The following is a 21,773-nucleotide window of genomic DNA, read 5'->3' as shown; positions in this document are numbered from 1 at the left end:
TAGGATCAGGCAAATAATACAGAGTATTTTAATAACAGATTTCATTAGCGACATCCAAAATAGCCATACCGAAATGAGGCGCTGACTACAACCCAATCCGCATCCAATTTGAATGAAGGTATGACTATCATGACGCTAAAAACTTCAACCCGCTTTTTTAATGGCGCACTCCTTGCCGGAGCGCTGGCAATGATTTCAACAGAATCTGCGGTCGCCCAGCCGGCAGCAGGCACAGCAGATTCTTCAGTACGCCTGGTTCAGACGTGGGATAAAACCTTCCCAAGGAGCGACAAAGTGGATCATCAAAAAGTAACTTTTAAAAACCGTTACGGCATTACGCTGGCCGCAGATGTGTATCTTCCTAAAGATCGCGGAAACAAGAAGCTTGCGGCACTGGTTATTTCCGGGCCCTTTGGCGCGGTAAAAGAGCAGGCCTCAGGTCTTTATGCGCAAACCTTAGCCGAGCGCGGATTTGTGACGCTGGCATTTGATCCGTCTTATACCGGCGAAAGCAGTGGGGAACCGCGCAATATCGCGTCACCCGATATTAATACCGAAGACTTTATGGCAGCCGTTGATTTTATTGGGCTGCAATCTTATGTGGACCGTGAACGTATCGGCGTCATCGGTATCTGCGGTATGGGGGGGATCGCGCTGAACGCTGTTGCCGTGGATAAACGCGTAAAAGCGGTTGTTGCCAGCACCATGTATGATATGAGCCGCGTGATGTCAAAGGGCTACAATGACAGCGTAACGCCGGCGCAACGCGAGCAGGCGCTTGAGAAGATGAGCCTTCAGCGCTGGGACGATGCGGCAAACGGTCAACCGGCCTATCAGCCAGCTTACAATAAACTGAAGGGCGGCGAAGCGCAGTTCCTCGTGGAATACGCGGACTACTATATGACCAAACGCGGATATCATCCACGTGCCGTCAACTCCGGAAACTCATGGTCCGTGACAACGCCGATGTCCTTTATGAATTTCCCGCTGATGACGTATATTAAGGAAATCTCTCCGCGCCCAATCCTGTTTGTTCATGGCGAAAAAGCGCATTCGCTTTATTTCTCTAAAACGGCATATGAAGCGGCAAATCAGCCTAAAGAGCTTCTGATTGTTAAAGATGCCACCCATGTTGATTTATATGACCGCATGGATAAGATTCCGTTTGATAACATCACGGCATTTTTTAATAAATACCTTAATAAATAAATCATAACACCGTTCGATATTCTCCGACGCAGTGTTACCAACTTTATAATATACGAAATAACGTATAGAAAAGAGGAAAGGTTTATGCTCTGGAACCGCGAGCTTTTAGCAAAAATAGATGCGGCGGACGACCTGAAAATCGCGCCGTACCGTCCCGATATGAATACCACCGGCACGCCAACCTGGATTTGGGAAGTGACGGTGGATAACCGACTTTTCGTCCGTGCCTATAGCGGTACCCGTTCTAAATGGTATCAGGCAGCACTGTCTCAACGGGCGGGTAAGATAGTGGCTATCGGGCAGGAATTTGACGTGCGGTTCGTAAAACCCGCGGACCCGGCTCTTGAAAGTAAAATCGATCGGGCCTACCAGATAAAATATTCCGGCAGCAGCTATGTTTCCGCAATGACGGGAGCTCGCGCCAGAGCGGCCACGGTTGAGATATTACCTTCGTGAATTTTCCGTCACGGAAAATGTAAAGCGTCCGGGAGTTAATCATCCCTACGCCAGTCACTGAACAACGTGTATAACAGACGTCCGTCCGCTGGCTGAACGTGGTCTATTCACTATTTATATGGCCCTTTAATAAACACAAATTCCAGCGCCGTCCGTCGCTGCGCAACTCGGTGATGCTCAGCGGGTGGATGTCGATACGCGCAAATGAGTGAAGCGGGGCGCCGAGAACGTCGACGATCGTGGCGCGGATTGCGGCGGCAGGCGCAATGGCACAGTGGCGACCTCGAATATCGACGTGTTTAGCCAGCCAGCTGCCACAGCGCGCCAGCAGCTGAGCACGTGACTCTCCGCCCGGGGGAGCGGCACCCTCCAGCCAGGCCTGGAACGCTTCGGCGTCTTGCATCATCACCTCATGCACTGGCCGACCGGCCCAGATGCCGTAGTCGGGCTCCGCCAGTTCCGTCACTGGCGTACCCTGTAAAGAGAGCGCTGCGGCGGTTTGCCTGGCGGCGGCGTCCGGGGAGAACCAGACGCGGTGATAACGGGCGACACTGCTTTGTAGCTGGCGCGCCCGTTGCCACTCCCGCGCCTCCAGAGGGTCATCACAGGGAAAGTGTGAACCTCTGGAGGCTGCCGTTTCTCCCTGACAAATCAGCGTTAGCGACGCTCTCATGTTGTTAACCGCGCCGGAAGGCCGGGCGATGTTCGCGTGTCGTCGGCGTGCGTTCGGCTAAAGCACCGAAAGCCACGCCGATGACGCCCCAGAGCACCAGATGCGTGCCGAAGGAACTTATGCGGAAACGCCATAGCAGGTCCGCCGGGAAGGGGTCGGAGACTTCGTTCACTGTCGGCATCAGGGCACAAACCACGAGCATCAGCGCCACGGCGAACAGCGTTGCCCACATCATCGCATTCCCTCTGCCGAGGCGCGGCGTGAGCTGATGTGATAACCACGCGGCCGCGATGACGATGCCGATAGAAAGCAGCATCATGACGAAATAGAGCCCGGTACGATAGCCGATGGTCTCCGGGTTGCCGACTGCGGGCGGATTGGGCGGGTATTTCAGACCTGGCATCAGGCTCATTGCCAGGAAGCCGGCCAGCGCCAGGCACAACGCCAGCACACGCGGGTCCGATGGCCCAAAGCGCTGGTAGCTAAAGGCCCACGCCAGCGCCAGACCGCCGCCCAGCGCGGCGCCAAACAGCGCCATGCCGGTCATCAGGCCGATCCCGGACTGGGTCTGTCGGCTAAACACCTCTTCTTCTTCGCCGTCTGCTGACGCGCCGTGATGGTGAGCGTGAGCTGACATGCTTTTTTCCAGGCCAATCGCGCGATCGACCTGCGGCTCGCCGAAATGGTGCGCAAAAGCAAACGCCACCAGTCCCGCCAGAACGCCGGCCATCATCCCTTTAAATAACAGTTTGCCAATCATTTCCGCCTCCTCAGTGGCAGGGAAAGCCCAGCAGATGACGTGCGTCGTGGAAGAATTCATGCACCTGCGTGCCGGAAAACATCGACGTTGCGCCTTGCTCTGCGCCAACGAAATAGATGGCCAGCAGCGCCAGCAGGGCGGTGAACAGCGCCCAGGGCAGCAGTTTCGCGACAGGAATGGGGGCAGCCGGGGTGTGGGCATTAAGGGTGATATCACTCATGGTGTAACTCCATTATCGATTTTGCTGTTGGTAGCGAGTGCCGGACTCACCGTGACCGGCACGCCCGGCGAAAGGTGATGATGGCTATGTGCCGGCGGGCAACTGGCGTTCGCCAGTACAATCGGCTGGCCGTGGGGCGTGTTGAGGTACGCCTGGCGCCACTCCTGCGTCCGTCGGCTGATTTCATCCGGCACCGTCAGGTTGAGTGCCGTCATCATGTTTTCCATCGCCGCCGTCCACTGACGATAGTAGGCATCATTCGCGCTTTCACCCGGTTGCGCCGGCGCCGCTTTGATCTCTTTACTGAATGTCTGTACCCATTCTGCCCACGGGAACAGCCCGGCCCGGTGGAGATGGACTATCAGGGAGAACGCTTTTGCCTGCCAGGGCTTATCAAACACCGGCCCTTCCTCATCGCGCGGTAACCCGAGGGCGGCGTAATCGTGTTGTGCTACCGTATTCATGCTTCCTCCAGATAGTCGTCCCACAGATCGATGAACACTTTGTCAGGGCGCGGCTCTCCCCACAGCGCCTGTGCGGTGAAGCTGACGCTGTAAACATGCTGGGGATGTTCTCCCAGCCCGTGCGCCGCAGTATCTGGCGTGATAAACACACCGTGAGCGATCTCTATACGACCGACTTTATCGCGTGCGTAGCGTGGCAGGCGGGTATGGGTGGTCGGGTTGAAATTTTTCGTTCGTACCCAATCGCCCACCCGGAAGCGGGGCGCAACATCGTGACTGACCCGAGCAGACCCGCCGGTGCTGACAACCATCGACACCATCTCCTGCGTCAGCACAGGTGTGCCAGGCTTGCAGGGGGAAGGCTTCGCGCCACCCCACAGTTCTTCAACGGTGATCGCCCCCTTTGCCAGCAGCAGCGTTTCGAATGCATGCAGCCAGTGCTCGTAGTAGCTCGACTGCAAATATTCGGTCGGCGCCATACGTTCGATGGCGTGGCGAAATTCATCGACGTTAAAGTGTCCGCCGACGAACAACGAGGCGAACAGAGGAAATACCCGGCGTTCCCACTCATGATGGAAATAGGGCTCGTTTTCCTCGGTAGGGATCGGGCCAAGGCCGTGCATCCCCCCCAGATCATGTATCCCGTTCATGGTTTTCTCCTTTCGTTATGGTGCGCTAACCACACCGGTGCCAATCATCGAATCGCGCGTAATGAGTTCGCTCAACTGCGCTTCGCTCCAGCCTTCCGTGCCTGCCGGACGTTCTGGCAGGACCAGATAGCGCAGCTCGGCGCTGCTATCCCAGACGCGAATCTCTTTGTTTTCTGGTATGTGTAACCCGAACTCGGCGAGAACGCCGCGCGGGTCGATGACGATACGCGAACGATAGGGCGCTGATTTGTACCACACCGGCGGCAGACCCAGCACCGGCCAGGGGTAGCAGGAACACAGCGTACAAACGGTGACGTTGTGCACGTCCGGCGTGTTCTCCACGACCAGCATGTCTTCGCCCTGTATTCCGGAGAAACCCAGTTCAGCAATAGCGGCAGTGGCGTTTTCCATCAGTCGACGTTTGTATTCCGGGTCGCTCCACGCTCTGGCGACAACCTGTGCGCCATTTCGGGGGCCGACTTTGTGCTCGTAGGTGTCAATCAGCTCATCCAGCGCAGCCGGGTCGATCAGGCCTTTTTCCTGCAGCAGGGATTCCAGTGCGCGGACGCGTAGCTCGATATCAACGGGGGTTGGGTATGGTCGTGGTCGTGTTTATGGCTCATTTTAGGCTTCCCGAGAGTTAAGGTTAAAACGTCCGCCAGTCACCGCAGGCTTCGAAAGCGGCGGCGGCCTGATAGAGCGTGTTTTCAGCGTAATGACGTCCTACCAGCATCATGCCCACCGGGAGACCGTCGACCATGCCACAGGGGATAGACATGGCCGGGTGACCGGTGATGTCCTGCGCAGCGGTGTTACCGATCATTTCGAAAGCGCGCGAGATGTATTCGGTGATGGAGCAGTCCGGGCCTGGTATCGGCTGAGCGAGGACAGGCACGGTAGGCATCACCAGCAGGTCGAAATCGCTCAGGGCCCGGTCGTAGCCGGCGCGGGCCCGACGCGCGATATTCTGCGCTCTGGCGTAGTAGCGACCGTTATAGCGCTCCAGCCCATACTGGCCGACGAACATGCAAACTTTGAGCGACGGGGAGAGGGCATCCGCGCTGTCGCGCCATTGCGCGTGTTTGTCCAGCAGGCTGACGTCGTACTGGCCTTCCCAGTTAAAACCCATGCCGTTGCCGTGCATCATCTGGGCAGTCAGACCTTCGCAGCCGATAGGCGACCAAAGAGCGCCCGCCAGATTGTGTTCCGGCACGGAAATTTCGCTAACAATGGCGCCCAGTGCTTGCAGGCGGGCGATGGCGTCCCGCACCTTCGTTTCTACCTGCGGGTCCATATTCGGCAACTGGAATCCCTCGGTCAGAATGCCGATTTTCAGGCCGCGCACACCTTTTCCGAGGGCGGCGGTATAGCTCTCTACAACGGGCGCGTACTGACGCGGGTCAAGCCCGTCACTTCCGGCGATGATTTCCAGCATCAGCGCGTTGTCGCGCACGTTGGTGGTGATGGGACCGGCGTGGTCGATGGTCGCCTCAATCGGCATGATGCCCGTGTAAGGCACCAGACCGTGGGTCGGTTTCATGCCGTAGGTACCACAGAAGGCGGAAGGGATACGGATGGAACCGCCCTGATCGCAGCCTATCGCCATGTCCACTTCGCCAGCCGCCACCAGTGCGGCGCTGCCGGAGGACGAACCGCCGGAGGAATAGCCATGACGATGGGGATTGTGCACCGGGGCCGGGTCGGAAGTGTGGCTGCCGCCGGAGAGGCAGAAGTGCTCGCAGGTGGCTTTGCCGAGAATCGTCGCCCCGGCATCCAGCAGGCGGGTGGCCACGGTCGCGTCGTAGGATGGGACGAAACCTTCGAGCGTGGAGGCGCCGTTCATCATCGGTACGCCGGCGAGCGAGACATTGTCTTTCAGAGCGATGGTCCGCCCGGCCAGCGCGCCAGTCGCTGCACCTTTTACCTCCGTTTTGTAATACCAGGCATTGAGCGGATTTTCCTCGCCAGTCGGACGATAGCCGGCGGTGCGCGGATAGCGGACCTCCGGGATATCGTCGGGAAGGGAGTCGATCAGATCGTAGGCGTCGAAGTTAGCCTGCATCACCGCCAGATATTCCTCGGCCTGCGCCGTCGTCAGGCTGATATGCAGCCGACCGGCAAGCTCCTGGAGTTGTTCGGCAGTGGGACGTTGAATAGCCATGTTGTTTCCTTTTTCTGTGTTTGCTCATGCGCCTGTCTTGAACATAAGCCCGGAATGCCATCCTGACTTGGTTATCCGGGTCAGTCGTTTGGCTGAAATGGACACCCGCGCAGCCTGTGGGTGTCCGTAAGGTGTTAAGACGGCTTATCGGCTTTAGGCCAGTGGATACCGACACTTTTCATGCCTTTGGTCACGTCCATGTCCGGATGTGAGAGCACCACGTCGCGATACGAAGGACTGCCGATGACCGCGGGCTTGAATTGGGTCAGGAAAGCGTTGACCTCTTCACGAATATCCTGCGGCACATTGAAGTTTTCGTAACACTCGTCGATAGACTCGAATACGGCTTTCCAGTGCACCTCGGTCAGCCCCATGCCGCGATGCGCGGTCACCATATCTCGTCCCCGATAGACGGTGTTGCCACCCCAGTGCTTGCACAAGAAATCAACGAAGTTGATATGCTCTTTCTGAAATGAAGACTCGGACACGTGCGCCCAGATATGGCCGATGTCGGGATGCTTCATACAGGTCTTCAACACTTCGCCTGCGAAGGCGTAGACGGCGTCATACCCGCCGAGACGTTCATAGAGAGACGGCTTTTGCTGCTGTTCGCTCATGGTGGATTTCTCCGTAACATGTGAGTGGAAGGGGGTGCATAGGCCTCTGTTCAATCAGAACAGTTTCATCACGCGCAGGGTGGTGTGGAGATCTTCCTTAAAACCGCCATCGACGTTGATGTCGCGTTGGAGCAAGCCCTGCACTTGCACCGTGGGGGTGATGAATTTCGACAATTCCAGCCTTACCTGATCCGAACGCGTCGCTTGTCCGTTCTCGACGCCGTCGATCTGCTGTTTACCGCCCCACAATTTGGCGTAACCGGCGGAGACGGTCCAGGTGGTGTCTGCGGGCGGCGTCCAGCTTACCCAGCCCTGAAATTGATAGGTGTTGTCTTGTTTGAGGCGGCCGGTGCCGATGCCCGTGGCATCGTCGTTGTCGCCATACCACATCGCATCAGCGGACAGCTGCGTGGCGAAACCGTTACCAAGCTGCTGCACGCCGCCAAGCTGCAGATCGAACTTCCAGCGGTTCTCACCGACGTTGAGCGTGCGCCCGGCATCGTAGGAACCGGCAGGGACGTACAGGTAGGGCACGAGGGCGAAGGTGGTGCTGGGGTTGTTCACCAGCCAGACCGGGGCGGCCAGAATGGGGTCGCCCAGGCCGCTGGCGGAATCGAGGCGGGTACCGCCCAGGGAGCCGTTATAAAGACGTCCGTAGGGCATCAGCACCTGCGGCGCGACCGTGAAGCCTCCCACATCCATATAGTGGACGTAACGAAAGATGCTGACGAAGGAGTCCAGCCCGGTGCCTTGCTTAATTTCGTCGCCACCTGTGGGGGTAAAGCTGTCTCGCGTGGCGTAGGTGAAATACGCCAGAATGGCATCGGTACCGGCAGGAGCCGGAATGAGATCCTGTGAGTTGAGATCGACCGCATGGGCCGGGATCGTCGCCAGCCAGAGTGTGCAGGCGACCAGGCTGATACGAGATGTGGTGCCACTAACAGTCATAACGTTACCCTCATGTCTGATATCTCTTGTTTATTTCCCGGTACCAACGTGGCCGGAAGACCTTACGGTTACAGATATTAGGGAGAAATTTGCTGCGTACTTGTTTCATAAGGACAGTCGTTTGGCTGGCAGGGACAACGGGCGGGCAGGCTGAAAAGGCCCATAGCGTGATGCTCCGTCATAGCGCAGATGTGCACACCTTGAGTGCGGTTCTCGCTTTTTCGACGCCATTCGCGACGTGGGACGCCTGGCGCATCGACGGAGCGTCAGCGATATTTCCTCTGCCTTAGCGCGGATGCGAGTGAGAGCTGGAGGGACATCTGAGTGCTGGCACGATAGTTGCTGTCTGTGAACCCGTGTCTGTTATTGATGCGGGAATTAAGGTGCGAGGTGAGCAATTATGAATAGCATCATGCCGTCTGCGGTCTGCTCCCACTATTCGACCATTGGCGTTGCCGAGTCGCGCCGCTTCGAGTATTGGAACGACGTGGTGTTGCGTCACTGCATTCCGGCCGCCAGCGTGCCCATGGCTGGGGTCGACTTTGACGCCCGGCTTGCGGTACGCGGGGTGGGGATGGTGGATATCTGTTCGTTGTCCGCGCCGTTGCACCGCTGGGAACGCACCGCACGTTATCTGAGGCAGGGGCCAGACGACGATCTGTGGCTGGGCTATATGCAAGGCGGGTACGGCCAGCTTGAACAGGGAGGGCGCAAGGCGGCGCTGGCGGCGGATAGCCTGGTGTTATACGACGCCGCGCAGACGTTCAGTTTCAGCCTGGGTGGGGGCGATAATCACCTGGTGAGGATCCCGCGGCATCTGCTGAGTTGTCGTTTGCCGAGGATTGAAACGCTCACCGCTATGGTACTGGACGACAGTCGGCCCGGCGTGATTCCACTGCGTGAAATGCTGCGTCAGGCGACAGCGATGCCCGCGTGTCTGGACAACCCAGATATTTCTGGCCGTTTCTCCCAGACGATGCTGGATCTGCTGGTGCTGAGTCTGGAATTGCAGGATCTGGATAACGTGAGTGCTGAGCGCGATCTGTACGCCAGGATGATGATTTACATTCGGCGGCAGCTTGTCGATCCAGATTTGAACATTGAGAGCCTGGCTCGGGCGCACCATGTTTCCATTCGCACCGTCACGCGTGCTTTCGCCCGCCACAAAAAAACGCCGATGGCCGTGATTTGGCAGGAGAGGCTGCGAGCGAGCCGAGAGGCCCTCGAACGCGGACGAGTCAGTAGCGTGTCCCAGGCGGCGCTGGATTTCGGCTTCTCTGATTTCTCTCATTTCAGCCACGCCTTCCGCAAAGCCTTTGGCATCTCGCCTCGCTCATTATTGCCCAAAGAGCAGCAGGGAGCGACGCCATCGAACAGGCACACCGGGTCAGACTCCTGAGTCTGCGCGGCATGAGTGCGAGCTGCGCGTGACGGAAGGCGCTCCCAGGCGTTGCGGCGGCAGGTGGATGACACGATGGCGTTAGTTCTTTAGCGACGGGAAATGATTTGAATATCCCGGCTTAGCGCGGGGTAAGGTAAGGATATGGGGGCGTATTGCGCAGACTCGGCTTCTTTAATCGTATTTAACATAATATACATTATGCGCACCAACATTGTAGTGGCTCAATGCTAATGTCTATTTCTGGCTCAATCCTAATGTCTGCGCTACATTGCTCATGTGGGGTTTTTATAATCTTTCTTTTTCCGGGGGGTTAAAGAAAAGGAAACTTCCTGGAGAAATGGCCATGAGTGCAGAAAGCTCAGGACTGTTTACTTTGAAAGAGATAAACCGCATTAAGATCCTTCAGGATGTCATTGACCGCAGGACGACATCTGGCCGAGCTGCTGAACTACTTGGCGTCACACCGCGTCATTGTAGTCGTTTACTCAGCCGTTATCGTGAACATGGTCCGCTGGGCATCAGTAACCGTAGCCGAGGCAACCCCGGCAATCGTTTACTGCCCAAAGCTTTTACCGATCAGGCACTCGATATCATCAAGGAAAAATACCCGGATTTTGGTCCTACGCTGGCTAGAGAGAAACTGGAAGAAGTTCATGGATTGATTATTGGTAAAGAAACACTCAGAAGGCTCATGATTAAAGCTGGTTTATGGGTTCCTAGAAAAATGCGTGCGCCAAAAATTCAGCAGCCGCGCTATAGGCGTGCATGTGTCGGTGAGCTTATCCAGATTGACGGATGTGATCATTACTGGTTCGAACATCGAGCTCGTCCTTGTACGTTGTTGGTCTATGTTGATGATGCAACCAGCCAGTTGATGCATCTGCGATTTGTTCAGTCAGAATCTACATTCTCTTACTTTGAAGCAACCCGAGGTTATATCGAACGGCATGGAAAACCTATGGCATTTTACAGTGATAAAGCAAGCGTATTTCGTATTAATAACAAAAATGCAACAAGCGGAGACGGATTCACCCAATTTGGCAGAGCTATGCATGAATTGAATATACAAACTATATGCGCAGAAACCAGCTCGGCAAAAGGAAGAGTAGAACGCGCCCATCTTACTCTACAAGACCGGCTTGTTAAGGAGCTTAGGCTCAATAATATTAATAACATCAAAGATGCGAATTCATATATTGATAATTTCATCGACGATTATAATTATAGATTTGCTAAGCCGCCTCGCCACGATTTTAACGCTAACCGCCCTCTTGATCCCAGTGACAATCTCGATTTGATTTTTACTTGGAGAGAACCTCGCAGAGTCTCAAAAAGCCTTACTATTCAATACGATAAAGTATTATATCTTATTGAGGATAACGAACAAAGCCGCAAAGCTATTGGTAAATACGTGGAGGTTTACCACTTCCCGAATGATCACAAAGAGATTTGGATGAATGGCTCTCCCCTACCCTATATTACATACGATAAACTTTCAGTAGTAGACCAAGGACAGATTGTAAATAATAAGCGCCTCGGGCATACGTTGCAAATGGCACAGGAGGTTCAGAAAAAAAGAGATAACACCAGATCAAGATCTGTACCCTCCGTTGACGGCCCTGACTTTACTCGCAATCGTCTCGGGGGAAAAGGAAAAAAATCACAGAGAGCACTTAACCAAAACGATATGCTGGAGGCTTTGACCAAACTTCAGACTGAATCTGACGTTATATTTAGGAAGAAATAAGGTTGCATCAGCCATCTGTATTTTCTTTATATTGCGTCTAACAATTATACGCTTCAACATTCCCCCAATCTAAATTTTTTTTCGCCGCCTCTGTGCCAGAAGCTCAGCAGAGTCAATAAATAACCCCTCACTGACATCCTGCAATGACCGGTTCAACAACAAAAAAAGCCTCCCGATTAGCCCGCAAACGGCGGGTCAACCTCAATTTATTGCGCCTGACGATTTTGCGTCTCAAGGATTTTTTTCCTCCATCAGTCAGGCGGTTTTGCCTTTTTGCATCCATTGGCCTACAACAATTTTGACGCAGTGTTGACACAAATCCAGTCTGATTAGCTCCCCATCACCAAATACAGAGCCAAAACCCGCAACACGGTCAACCGACAAAAACTCCTGAAATTCAGAATCGCCTACTTCAGCACGTCGGCCGCAGCGGTCGCAGGTTTTGGCGGACAGAGACAAAATCTCGGTTTTAGAAAATTGCTGCATATTCCCCTCATACAAGTGTTTCGCCAGTGCTCCCGTACAACACCAAAACCATTTAACTGAGCCTCCTCAAACGGACATTTTTCAGTCAAGTCCTCCCTCGAGTATTGACCAACCCCCGCCAAAAATCATCTGACTTGAGGAAAAGGAATACCCTCCCTGCATAAATGCTTCCTGCCTGTCGTTTGAGGCGAGAACCAGAAGCAAATCACAGTCGCTTCTCGGGTTAAGTGTCATGATTTTACCCTTCGGTGCGTTTCAACTTCGCCCGTAGCTGAAGGACCTCGCTTTTGGCTTCCAGTAAATCGCTGGTATGCTGCTCGCTGTTATCTGGTTTAATAGTCCGTAGCCACGTGTAAAAGCTGTGTGCGGCAACGAAATAGCCACATTCCTTGATTTGACGGACGGCTTCCTCTTTTCAGATATTTGCTTCACTGTATCATATGGTCTAAAGATTTATCCGCGTCACTAGACAATTTTTCTCACATCTGCCGCAGACATGACACCGATCTGTACTTATAATTTATTGTAAATTGGTGGACGTATCACCCAATAGGATAATTATAATGCTTGACGATTTAGGTTATGAGTTTTTTCGAGAGTTTGCTCGCTACGAGTACTGCCTCAAATCAATTGGTCTCCTAGAAGGCACTCGTGCTGCAAAGGCAAGCTGGAGCAAGTATGCGGCCGAGGTCACGCAAATCATTGACTTACCTCAATCCCCAGATCTTATGGAATCAATAAACTACTTTATGGAATATCCGCCTAAAAAGCAGATAGTTAGAGATGGTGTTCTAACCTGGGATGAAACCTTACCGGCTCACAGCAGCAAAGCTGAACTTATCTTGCTGTTGATATGTCGCGTAAGAAACAATCTTTTTCACGGAGGAAAATTCAACGGCCGATGGTTTGAGCCACAGCGAAGTGAGGAGCTAATGCGATATGCACTTATTATATTAAGAGCTTGCGGTCAGAGTCATGATAAATTTTGACTACAAAGTTTACATAGTTGGCACTGTGAGGTTTCAAATGAGTTCAAATAAAGTTCAAGAGTGTGAGGCGGAAATTGATAAGGCTTATGATAGCAATTCTTTGAATGGGATTTCATATTCTCAAGCACTCTGGACCATTTTATCAGTAATGGAAGACAAGTTTCTGAAGTTTACTTACATTGATGAGCTACCGTCAGAGCAAAAGCGCGCTCATGCCGATGTATATTTAAATGCGCTGACTCATCCATTGAGATCAATTGTTAGAAATAATAATAATCCCAGCACAAAAATAAAGCATGAGATTATAGATGAACACTATGGCTTTGCTGTGGATTGGCTTGAGAAATCTATAACCTATAATACTTTTTGTTCTATATTCCCTCTCTGGTGGAATAAAAAAATAAAACTCACTATAGAAGGTAATGTACTAAATACAAATGACTATAAAAGCAAAGAAATTGCATATGAAGTATACAATCGGCTAAATGGTAAAGATGGAATAGCCTATGATAAAGCTGTTAATCCAAATGATGTTCTTTCAGCAATTATGGCCAATGTATCGTCTACAAGTAATAGATTTAAAATGAATCTAACCCCTAAATTAGCTTCTATATTAATAGAAAATTATCATTCTGTATCGCATGAGCGATACAGATTTCCTGATGACTGGCAGTTCGATAAATTTACACTTGGTGAATATAAAAAGATATTTACAACGCTTCAGTCCTTACTTTATGGGCGTTTTATTGCCAGAACAAAACTGGCAAGTGAGGGATTGAGAGGAATTGGCTATCCGGACTCGGTTTGGGTACTTTCTTGCTCTGAATTAACCTCTCGATTGTCTAGATATACATCTTTAAAAAATGAAACTATAGAATCCATTCTCGATTATTTAACATTCGGAGGCGTTGATGTTCGAAATCCAGATATTGCCATCCAGCCGATTGTTGACCTTAAAAACGGCTATCTTGCACTTTCCTCATTCGTGTTTATGAATTCAGATGCAGAGAGAAATTTAAGCGTTCTATTGAATCAGGTCGAAAATGATCGAAAACTATACTCTAACTTGGTCCAACAGAAAGAAGATATTTTACGTGATTTATTGAAAAGTGAAATTGAACCACTCGGCTTTGAGGTTGTCAATGGAAAACTTGTTGATACCGATCTCGATCTCGCAATTATAGATAGAAAAGAAAAGCTATGTATTGCGTTCGAACTGAAATGGTTCATCGAACCTGCGGAGATTCGAGAAGTTATTCAGCGATCAAAGGAGCTTCAAAAAGGTGTCGAGCAGGCATTGAATTTCATGAGAAAATTTGAAAGAAATGACGAAGATTTGCTCAATAATCTATTGAAAATAGACCAAGAATACATCTTTAAGGTGGCTGTGGGTTCAAGAAATTGGATCGGGCACTTTGATGTACAGAACCCGATAGTTCCGATAATAAAGATTCGTCATTTCACCGATGAACTCAAACAGAGGAAAAATTTAAAATCCACTGTTAAATGGCTAGAGGAGCGTCAATATCTTCCAAAAAATATGGTTGACTATGAGATAATTGACATACCGTTAGAGTTAGGGGGCTGGAATAGTTCTTGGTATGGAATCAAACCCAAACCCAAAACTGAATAACTATAAGTACTAGGACAAATTTTATGCTTTACTCTAAGTTATAGTTGGCTGTCTTTAATAACGAATTAATATACCTGATAATTTTAATGTGTAAAAATCAGCCCCCTTGGCGTACTACTGCAATCTACGGAACAAATTTCTATGTCACACAAAAATCTCGAAGCCAAGAAGCGACATCATTACGTCTGGGCGAAGTACCTCACCCGCTGGGGTAAAGGGACGAAAAACGTTTTCTATACTACGAAGACTGGCAAGATAGCCTATGACAGCGTGCGTGCCATAGCTGCTGACAACTATTTCTACAAAACTACAATGCTGACAAGTAAGCATGTTGAAGTGATAAAAAGCTTTTCCCGGCAAAGTCCCGAGCATCTTCAACAACAGCACATGTCGTATCTTAATGATTTCCTTAAAATGCAGCGTTTGGAGGCCATTTATAATGAGTCTGATATTCAAGCTCCGGAAGCTGAGGCTCTTCTCCATGCAATGAAGTGTAACCTAATGGAAAATCTCCATGCCTCCCACGAAAAAAGTGTACTACCGATTTTATCAGAGTTAGCTGATGAACAGCTTGATATACTGCAAGATAAGCAGCAGATGATAGAGTTCATGATGTTTTTGGGTCATCAAATCGCCCGGACGAAAGCTTTTCGAGATGGTGTGCTCAGGGCTCAGCCTCGCCGCAATATTGTTGAAATTGAAGTAGCCGATGCGATGACACACGCATGGTGGTTCCTAAGCTACATGTTTGGAATGAATATCGGATTCAGCCTCTACTCAAGTCGACACGACACCAGACATGCATTGCTGGTAAATGACACAGAGCATCCTTTCATTACGTCCGATCAGCCGATCGTCAATGTACATGCGTGTATCTCAGAGACAGAATTCTCTGCACCTGAACACGCTGATTTCTATTACCCAATTTCGCCTCGCATTGCCTATATCATCTGCGATTCCAAACGATTTTTACCAGGCAAAAATCAGGTTGATGAGGCCACTGTTACTGAGTTCAATACTAAAGTGGCGGCCCAAGCTATGGTGCATATCATCGGTAATACCGAGAGCGCCATTCTACCCTTTCAAAAACACATTGGAAGCCGTTATGCAAGTAGAACACCCTTTTATGAGGATAGAGATTAACTACTTACCTTTAAAAATTGTTGCACGATTTACCTGTCTACTAGGTAATAACCATTCAGAATAAATTACCTCCCACTTCAACACATCGTGTAAAAACGTCAATTTTTTACATAACAATATGTATATAAAGAAAATAAAATTAAAACCTTTAAATGTGCTACAGCGGGAAGATGCCTAGTAAATAGCTGACCTTCTCGCCCTTGTGCAACATAAGTCTGCGGGCGTGGTATCCACTTCCCTTCAGCAGTTGGACATTTCTAATGAGCCAGCAAATAGACATTTCTATCGAGCCTTGACAAATATGGAAGTAGCAAGATTATGCGGCTTTGATCAGAACTCAGTTAACCATCCCGGGATTCTGCTCTGGCCCATTCAGCGCAGTTTTTTACTTTGGATGAAGTTAACCCATGTTGTCGACCGGCACCTGACAACGCAGATGCCCGCGCAGCGCCACGGTATCTCCGCTCGTCAGTGCCGGCGTCTTCTGTCGCGTTACCGTGAATCTGGCCCGCTTTGTATGGCTAACCGCCGTTGAGGAACCCTGAGCAATAACCAGCTGCCTGATGGTTTTGCACAGTACGCGCTCAATATAATCCGAGATCGCTATACCGACTTTGGGCCGACGCTTGCATATGTGAAACTCGCAGAACTGCACGATGTTCACCTGTCCAAAGAGACTGTCCGTTCACTCATGGTCAAAGCCGGTCTCTGGATCCCCCGCAAACAACGAGCACCAAAGATTCAGCAGCCACGCTATCGCCGGGCCTGCTGCGGCGAACTGATGCAGATTGATGGCTGCAAGCAACCATCGCTGGTTCGAGAACCGTGCACCCGCCTGTACCGCACTGATCTACGTCGACGACGCGACGAGCCACCTGATGCAGCTTCGATTTGTAAAACCGGAATCGACATTCACCTATTTTGAGGCCACCCGGGGCTACCTGGAAAAGCAGGATCACATTATACGATGGTGTAAAGAATCCACAGATTGGTTAAGGGAAGTTATTATGCTTCCCTTAATGCACACTTTAAGAAATTTGCAAGCTATTCATATAAGGTATATATGAATTTTATTCAATAGGTAAATTGTGCTGTTTTAAGAAAGATAGCTTATCCCAATAGCCTCTTTGAAATATAATTTTATTATTTACTATTTGAAAAAAACCGCAACCCCTCAAACCTAATGGGGCACGCCACTCTAAAATTGCCCATTGTCCATCTTCGAAAATGTTTTCAACGATACAAACCATTTCTGGAAAAGAAAAATCTTGTTCAAACATTTTCTTTATAGCCTCTTTCCCAATAACTGGCTCATTGGCTACCTGATGGTTTATTGCATTATCATCATATAATTCTGAAATAGTTTCTACATCTGCATTATTAAATGCGTCAACCCATTGGCAAAGTATTTCTTTTGGCGTCATATAAATTACCTCCAGACCTGTAAATGATTCTTTTTCATAGCATAACATCAAAATCCTATCAAGCTCAAAATTTATTGGCACGCTCGATGCCATGTTCCTCGACTACGAAGCGGCCAAAGATTATGCGATCCGCTTCAGGCTAGTCACGGCGGCGAATATCCCTTCTTTCGGAGCGCCAGAATGATGTTGGTCTGGCCGGATTTTCACATGGCGGGAACCACGTTGTGTCTCAAAATCTCTGATGTTACATTGCACAAGATAAAAATATATCATCATGAACAATAAAACTGTCTGCTTACATAAACAGTAATACAAGGGGTGTTATGAGCCATATTCAACGGGAAACGTCTTGCTCGAGGCCGCGATTAAATTCCAACCTGGATGCTGATTTATATGGGTATAGATGGGCTCGCGATAATGTCGGGCAATCAGGTGCGACAATCTATCGATTGTATGGGAAGCCCGATGCGCCAGAGTTGTTTCTGAAACATGGCAAAGGTAGCGTTGCCAATGATGTTACAGATGAGATGGTCAGACTAAACTGGCTGACGGCATTTATGCCTCTTCCGACCATCAAGCATTTTATCCGTACTCCTGATGAAGCATGGTTACTCACCACTGCGATCCCCGGGAAAACAGCATTCCAGGTATTAGAAGAATATCCTGATTCAGGTGAAAATATTGTTGATGCGCTGGCAGCGTTCCTGCGCCGGTTGCATTCGATTCCTGTTTGTAATTGTCCTTTTAACAGCGATCGCGTATTTCGTCTCGCTCAGGCGCAATCACGAATGAATAACGGTTTGGTTGATGCGAGTGATTTTGATGACGAGCGTAATGGCTGGCCTGTTGAACAAGTCTGGAAAGAAATGCATAAGCTTTTGCCATTCTCACCGGATTCAGTCGTCACTCATGGTGATTTCTCACTTGATAACCTTATTTTTGACGAGGGGAAATTAATAGGTTGTATTGATGTTGGACGAGTCGGAATCGCAGACCGATACCAGGATCTTGCCATCCTATGGAACTGCCTCGGTGAGTTTTCTCCTTCATTACAGAAACGGCTTTTTCAAAAATATGGTATTGATAATCCTGATATGAATAAATTGCAGTTTCATTTGATGCTCGATGAGTTTTTCTAATCAGAATTGGTTAATTGGTTGTAACACTGGCAGAGCATTACGCTGACTTGACGGGACGGCGCTTCCCTACCCTCATGGCCGCCTCCCAGGAATCGACCCAGGTGCTTATCGTGGACATAATCCTTTACTCATAAATTTATCTTATTCCATTATTGTACCTGTCACGCAAAACTTGCAGAAAAGCCATAAACGCAGGAGAATCCTGTCGGCGGTGAGGATAATAAATATGGTAGCCGTCAAAATATGGACACCACTCGGTCAGAACAGCAATCAGCTTGCCGCTTTTGATATATCCATCTGCAACATACTCGGGAATATAGGCAATCCCCAGCCCGTCTAATGCTGCATCGAGCTGATGAATCGTGCTGTTCGCAATATATTGCCCTTTGACTTTCAGACTGAATTTCTGAGCATCTTTCTCGAATTCCCAGGCGTACAATCCACTCGTATCAGAATAGCGGACGTTAATGCAGTTGTGGTTCAAAAGATCCTGCGGCTTCCTGGGCTTAGCATAACGCTTAAAATAATCTGGTGCAGCAACAACAAGCTGGCGCCAGTTCTGGCTTATTTTTGCGGCAATCATATCATTATTCAGAACATCGCCCGGACGAATCCCGGCATCAAAACGCTGATCAACAATATCTGTAAATCCATAGTCAATGCCGATTTCAATCTGAATATCTGGGTAGCGACTCAGAAAGTCCGGTAATACAGGACGGATCAAATACTGGATAACATCATCTGCCGCCGTGAGGCGTATGACGCCAGTGGGTTTTTCCCTAAGCTCACTCAACCGACTAATAGCATCATCAACCTGTTCCATTAACGGGCCAACTTCGTTAATGAGCCTTTCACCTGCTTCCGTAGTGGAGATACTGCGGGTGGTTCTGGCCAGCAGGCGGATCCCAAGCCTTTCCTCAAGAGATTTCACCGTGTGGCTGATGGCTGAGGGTGTCACACCTATTTCAGCTGCGGCTTTGGTAAAGCTTTTCAGCCTGGCCACTGTTAAAAAAACCTTTAATTCATCCACACGATTCCTCCTCCTCGGTCCCTACTGGAGACGTCAGCGTACCAGCCTGTCATTAATTATCAAATAAATTTCACAAGTAAGTGAAATTTATGTTGATTAATAAATAAAATTTAAAATGGTACTTTATATTCCACGACGTGAATATGTCCTCGTTGTAGTGACGGCTTTTAATTCTGAAAATGAGGTAATCATTATGCAAGATTTTATCTATCATAATCCGGTAAAAATTCTTTTTGGTCGCGATCAAATTTCTGCGTTAGCACAAGAAGTCCCGCAGGGTAAAAAGGTCATGATTGTCTATGGCGGGGGCAGCGTTATAAAACACGGTATATTGAAACGCGTAAAAGAGTCCCTGACAAACACCCTGGTTTATGAGTTTGGCGGTGTAGAAGCAAACCCACATTATGAAACCCTGATGAAAGCCGTTGAGATTGTCAGAGCAGAAAAAATTGATTTTCTTCTGGCCGTGGGCGGCGGTTCAGTGATCGACGGGACTAAATTTATTGCCGCCGCAGCCCTCTACGAAAATGATCCATGGGAGATCGTCAAGAGTTATGGCGGCGTGGTGAAACAAGCTCTCCCTTTTGGTTGCGTGCTGACACTGGCGGCCACGGGTTCAGAGATGAATAACACGGCGGTGATTAATCGGGTGACCACCCAGGATAAACTCTTTTTCACCTCCCCTTACGTTATGCCGAAATTTTCAGTGCTCGAACCGGAAATGACTTACACGCTGCCTGAACAACAAACCGCAAACGGGGTTGTTGATGCCTTTGTCCACGTTCTTGAGCAATACATCACTTACCCGGTTAACGCTAAGGTGCAGGATCGCCTGGCGGAAGGACTGCTGAGCACGCTGAAAGAAGAAGGACCAGTAGCCCTTAAAAATCCCCAGAACTACGATGCCAGAGCTAACATCATGTGGGCTGCGACGATGGCCCTGAATGGAATGTTGAGCGCAGGTGTCCCAACTGACTGGGCTTCTCACATGATTGGCCAGGAAATTACTGCATTATACGGAATCGACCACGCCCGTACCCTCGCTATCGTTATGCCTGCACTATGGCGCTTGTGCAAAAAGGAAAAAGCAGAAAAGCTGGCTCAGTACGGTGCGCGTGTCTGGAATATTCCTGAGTCTGATAGCGAAAAAATGGCCGATGAGGCTATCAATGCCACCGTGGAATTTTTTGAACTGATGGGCGTTAAAACCCGACTTTCTGATTATGGTCTGGGCGCGGAAGATATTTCAGCCGTTATCGGCAAGTTAAAAGAACATGGGCATATCGCATTAGGTGAACATGGAAAAATTACTGCTGAAGTGGCGGAAACAATACTGAATATGGCACTTTAATTGCCTAACAACCTACTCCATTAGGCGCTAAGCCTGCGCACCTGGCAGGCTTAATTAATCATTAACGGTATTGCAGAATGCAGAAAATGAAAGACACATTTCCCTATATGCCATTAATGGCTTTTGCGATGACCGGATTTATTTGCATCATGACGGAAACTATTCCAGCAGGATTATTGCCAGAAATCAGTAAGGCAATGAATATTTCGCTGGCTAGCGCAGGCCAGTGGGTCACCGTCTACGCCCTCGGGTCATTATTTGCCGCTATTCCGTTAACTATCGTTACCCGGTCGTGGAATCGGAAATATGTCTTATTAATGACCGTAGCGGGATTGGTCAGTTTTCTGATTGTAAAAATCAACAGTGAATATGCATTCCCACACCCAATTCGGGACGAAGCCGAATGATCGCATCAGCTACAAGGAGAATTAGTCATATCGCTTATCAGGATAAGCTATTCAGCTATCTTCAAAAGGTCACAGGAATCAAAATCCTATAATCAGCCGTTCAGATTTCTAATCATAAAACAATGGAGAATATATATGCGTTTTTACATCAAGGTTGCGGTCATTCTTTTTATGGCCACCCGGGTTATACCCGTCATGGCCAATGGCAATAATGTCCAGCCGGTTTGTACAGAGAAAGGTGCCTTATCAGGGAAAGACAGCAACCAGTCCGCCCTGATTGGCGCGTGGAAAATGGTCAAATTTGAAACCGGGACTGGTGAAGAATTGAAAGAGATACCTTACACCGGACAACTTATTATCACCGATGCCGGAACCTTGTCTGCGCAAGCAAGCAATCCGGACAAAACAGTACCTGACTCCGCCTATACGGTAAACGGTTATGAAGCACTTTATGGTGATATTAAAATTGACGATGTTGCCGGGCGTTTCATCTTAACGGTGAATTCTGCACTTGCCAGTGTATTAATTGGTCACAAAATGGAGCGCGCTTTTCATTTAACAGGAAATAAACTTGAACTGTCGCCTGTCGATAAAGGTGAAGGCTGGCGTGTGACCTACGAGCGCTACAGATAGTATAATGGCATAACGGTGCGCCGGTTTGTGCCGCGCTGACCCGGCTGGCTTCCCTGCTCTACCTACGAACGCCTCTCGGAAATCGTTCAGGGAGCAATCGCAGATGTAAGAAACCGCCACGCCATGATGGTAACGTTCACCGTCCTGTGTAAAACCCAGTCATTGCCTCTGGCCATGACTGTGTAGTAAATTTGGCTGTTGATTAGGTGCAGAGCAATGATAGAGCGTTTT

General features: G+C 49.7%; 22 protein-coding genes and 3 pseudogenes. 13 read left to right on the top strand and 12 right to left on the bottom strand.

The genetic code is table 11. The annotated features are described in order from the left end of the window. Positions 1-120: 120 nt before the first annotated feature. Together ABLU67_RS17170 and ABLU67_RS17165 are read left to right on the top strand one after the other, a co-directional pair. Positions 121-1,209, top strand: a complete 1,089-nt coding sequence (locus tag ABLU67_RS17170) for an alpha/beta hydrolase (RefSeq protein WP_162557583.1) — start codon at positions 121-123, stop codon at positions 1,207-1,209. A gap of 84 nt (positions 1,210-1,293) precedes the next feature. Beyond that, on the top strand, positions 1,294-1,665 hold the full coding sequence (locus tag ABLU67_RS17165) for a DUF2255 family protein (protein ID WP_032749095.1): 372 nt from the start codon (positions 1,294-1,296) through the stop codon (positions 1,663-1,665). Between the two features lie 103 nt (positions 1,666-1,768). Here ABLU67_RS17165 and ABLU67_RS17160 read toward each other — a convergent pair whose 3' ends face one another. The 9 genes and pseudogenes from ABLU67_RS17160 to ABLU67_RS17120 form a co-directional block, all read right to left on the bottom strand. Beyond that, entirely contained in the window at positions 1,769-2,338 is a 570-nt protein-coding gene (locus tag ABLU67_RS17160; RefSeq protein WP_064374975.1) for a histidine phosphatase family protein, read from the bottom strand. A 4-nt stretch (positions 2,339-2,342) separates the two neighbouring features. Then, entirely contained in the window at positions 2,343-3,098 is a 756-nt protein-coding gene (locus tag ABLU67_RS17155) for a CbtA family protein (protein WP_348852406.1), read from the bottom strand. Between the two features lie 10 nt (positions 3,099-3,108). Then, positions 3,109-3,318, bottom strand: coding sequence for a CbtB-domain containing protein (locus tag ABLU67_RS17150; RefSeq protein WP_004850884.1), 210 nt, complete (start codon positions 3,316-3,318; stop codon positions 3,109-3,111). Beyond that, a complete protein-coding gene (locus ABLU67_RS17145; protein ID WP_122117903.1) occupies positions 3,315-3,782 on the bottom strand; it encodes a nitrile hydratase accessory protein in 468 nt (155 codons plus the stop codon). Before ABLU67_RS17145 ends, ABLU67_RS17150 begins: the two co-directional genes overlap by 4 nt. After that, the gene (nthB, locus tag ABLU67_RS17140) at positions 3,779-4,432 is read right to left on the bottom strand and encodes a nitrile hydratase subunit beta (protein ID WP_109240358.1); all 654 of its coding nucleotides are present in this window, start codon (positions 4,430-4,432) and stop codon (positions 3,779-3,781) included. Before nthB ends, ABLU67_RS17145 begins: the two co-directional genes overlap by 4 nt. Positions 4,433-4,447: 15 nt before the next feature. Further along, positions 4,448-5,055, bottom strand: a pseudogene (nthA, locus tag ABLU67_RS17135) (nitrile hydratase subunit alpha). Between the two features lie 23 nt (positions 5,056-5,078). After that, on the bottom strand, positions 5,079-6,593 hold the full coding sequence (locus ABLU67_RS17130; RefSeq protein WP_254540059.1) for an amidase: 1,515 nt from the start codon (positions 6,591-6,593) through the stop codon (positions 5,079-5,081). Between the two features lie 134 nt (positions 6,594-6,727). After that, positions 6,728-7,264 (bottom strand): group 1 truncated hemoglobin, encoded by a 537-nt coding sequence (locus ABLU67_RS17125; RefSeq protein WP_224226510.1) that lies wholly within the window; start codon positions 7,262-7,264, stop codon positions 6,728-6,730. Further along, the gene (locus ABLU67_RS17120) at positions 7,265-8,158 is read right to left on the bottom strand and encodes a transporter (protein ID WP_046877576.1); all 894 of its coding nucleotides are present in this window, start codon (positions 8,156-8,158) and stop codon (positions 7,265-7,267) included. A 400-nt stretch (positions 8,159-8,558) separates the two neighbouring features. Here ABLU67_RS17120 and ABLU67_RS17115 point away from each other — a divergent pair, with 400 nt between their 5' ends. Both ABLU67_RS17115 and ABLU67_RS17110 read left to right on the top strand, forming a co-directional pair. After that, the gene (locus ABLU67_RS17115; RefSeq protein ID WP_014838485.1) at positions 8,559-9,557 is read left to right on the top strand and encodes an AraC family transcriptional regulator; all 999 of its coding nucleotides are present in this window, start codon (positions 8,559-8,561) and stop codon (positions 9,555-9,557) included. Between the two features lie 346 nt (positions 9,558-9,903). Continuing rightward, positions 9,904-11,307 carry an ISNCY family transposase gene (locus tag ABLU67_RS17110; RefSeq protein WP_221841960.1) on the top strand — a complete coding sequence of 468 codons (1,404 nt, stop codon included), beginning with the start codon at positions 9,904-9,906 and terminating at the stop codon, positions 11,305-11,307. 255 nt (positions 11,308-11,562) lie between these two features. Here the strand turns inward: ABLU67_RS17110 and ABLU67_RS17105 are convergent, their stop codons facing one another. Beyond that, a complete protein-coding gene (locus ABLU67_RS17105) occupies positions 11,563-11,793 on the bottom strand; it encodes a hypothetical protein (protein WP_123754362.1) in 231 nt (76 codons plus the stop codon). A 563-nt stretch (positions 11,794-12,356) separates the two neighbouring features. Between ABLU67_RS17105 and ABLU67_RS17100 the strand changes: the two genes are divergently transcribed. From ABLU67_RS17100 to ABLU67_RS17085, 4 genes and pseudogenes are all read left to right on the top strand, one after another. Beyond that, a complete protein-coding gene (locus ABLU67_RS17100) occupies positions 12,357-12,782 on the top strand; it encodes a hypothetical protein (RefSeq protein WP_348852405.1) in 426 nt (141 codons plus the stop codon). 37 nt (positions 12,783-12,819) lie between these two features. After that, positions 12,820-14,415 carry a hypothetical protein gene (locus ABLU67_RS17095; RefSeq protein ID WP_348852404.1) on the top strand — a complete coding sequence of 532 codons (1,596 nt, stop codon included), beginning with the start codon at positions 12,820-12,822 and terminating at the stop codon, positions 14,413-14,415. A 141-nt stretch (positions 14,416-14,556) separates the two neighbouring features. After that, a complete protein-coding gene (locus ABLU67_RS17090; RefSeq protein ID WP_221841963.1) occupies positions 14,557-15,558 on the top strand; it encodes a DUF4238 domain-containing protein in 1,002 nt (333 codons plus the stop codon). A 363-nt stretch (positions 15,559-15,921) separates the two neighbouring features. Then, positions 15,922-16,508: pseudogene (locus ABLU67_RS17085) on the top strand (ISNCY family transposase); the annotation flags it as partial. A 120-nt stretch (positions 16,509-16,628) separates the two neighbouring features. On the opposite strand, the gene ABLU67_RS17080 reads toward ABLU67_RS17085, so the two are convergent. Continuing rightward, positions 16,629-16,982, bottom strand: coding sequence for a nuclear transport factor 2 family protein (locus tag ABLU67_RS17080; RefSeq protein ID WP_038423437.1), 354 nt, complete (start codon positions 16,980-16,982; stop codon positions 16,629-16,631). A 76-nt stretch (positions 16,983-17,058) separates the two neighbouring features. On the opposite strand from ABLU67_RS17080, the pseudogene ABLU67_RS17075 reads away from it, so the two are divergent. Together ABLU67_RS17075 and ABLU67_RS17070 are read left to right on the top strand one after the other, a co-directional pair. After that, positions 17,059-17,160 (top strand): annotated as a pseudogene (locus ABLU67_RS17075) (amino acid ABC transporter substrate-binding protein); the annotation flags it as partial. Between the two features lie 145 nt (positions 17,161-17,305). After that, complete coding sequence (locus ABLU67_RS17070; RefSeq protein ID WP_348852403.1) at positions 17,306-18,121, top strand: APH(3')-I family aminoglycoside O-phosphotransferase; 816 nt, start codon at positions 17,306-17,308, stop codon at positions 18,119-18,121. Between the two features lie 136 nt (positions 18,122-18,257). Here the strand turns inward: ABLU67_RS17070 and ABLU67_RS17065 are convergent, their stop codons facing one another. Next, positions 18,258-19,151 (bottom strand): LysR family transcriptional regulator, encoded by an 894-nt coding sequence (locus ABLU67_RS17065; protein ID WP_025106358.1) that lies wholly within the window; start codon positions 19,149-19,151, stop codon positions 18,258-18,260. Positions 19,152-19,344: 193 nt separating this feature from the next. On the opposite strand from ABLU67_RS17065, the gene ABLU67_RS17060 reads away from it, so the two are divergent. The 3 genes from ABLU67_RS17060 to ABLU67_RS17050 all read left to right on the top strand — a co-directional run bounded on the left by ABLU67_RS17060 (position 19,345) and on the right by ABLU67_RS17050 (position 21,542). Then, entirely contained in the window at positions 19,345-20,502 is a 1,158-nt protein-coding gene (locus ABLU67_RS17060; protein ID WP_025106357.1) for an iron-containing alcohol dehydrogenase, read from the top strand. Between the two features lie 86 nt (positions 20,503-20,588). Continuing rightward, entirely contained in the window at positions 20,589-20,909 is a 321-nt protein-coding gene (locus ABLU67_RS17055) for an MFS transporter (protein WP_148721515.1), read from the top strand. Between the two features lie 135 nt (positions 20,910-21,044). Further along, entirely contained in the window at positions 21,045-21,542 is a 498-nt protein-coding gene (locus ABLU67_RS17050; RefSeq protein WP_348852402.1) for a hypothetical protein, read from the top strand. Positions 21,543-21,773 lie beyond the last annotated feature (231 nt).

This window comes from Klebsiella sp. GN_Kp190, from assembly GCF_040061795.1.
Classification (GTDB): domain Bacteria; phylum Pseudomonadota; class Gammaproteobacteria; order Enterobacterales; family Enterobacteriaceae; genus Klebsiella; species Klebsiella michiganensis.
Note: the sequence above shows the minus strand (reverse complement) of the source record. Positions and strands in the feature narration are given on the sequence as shown.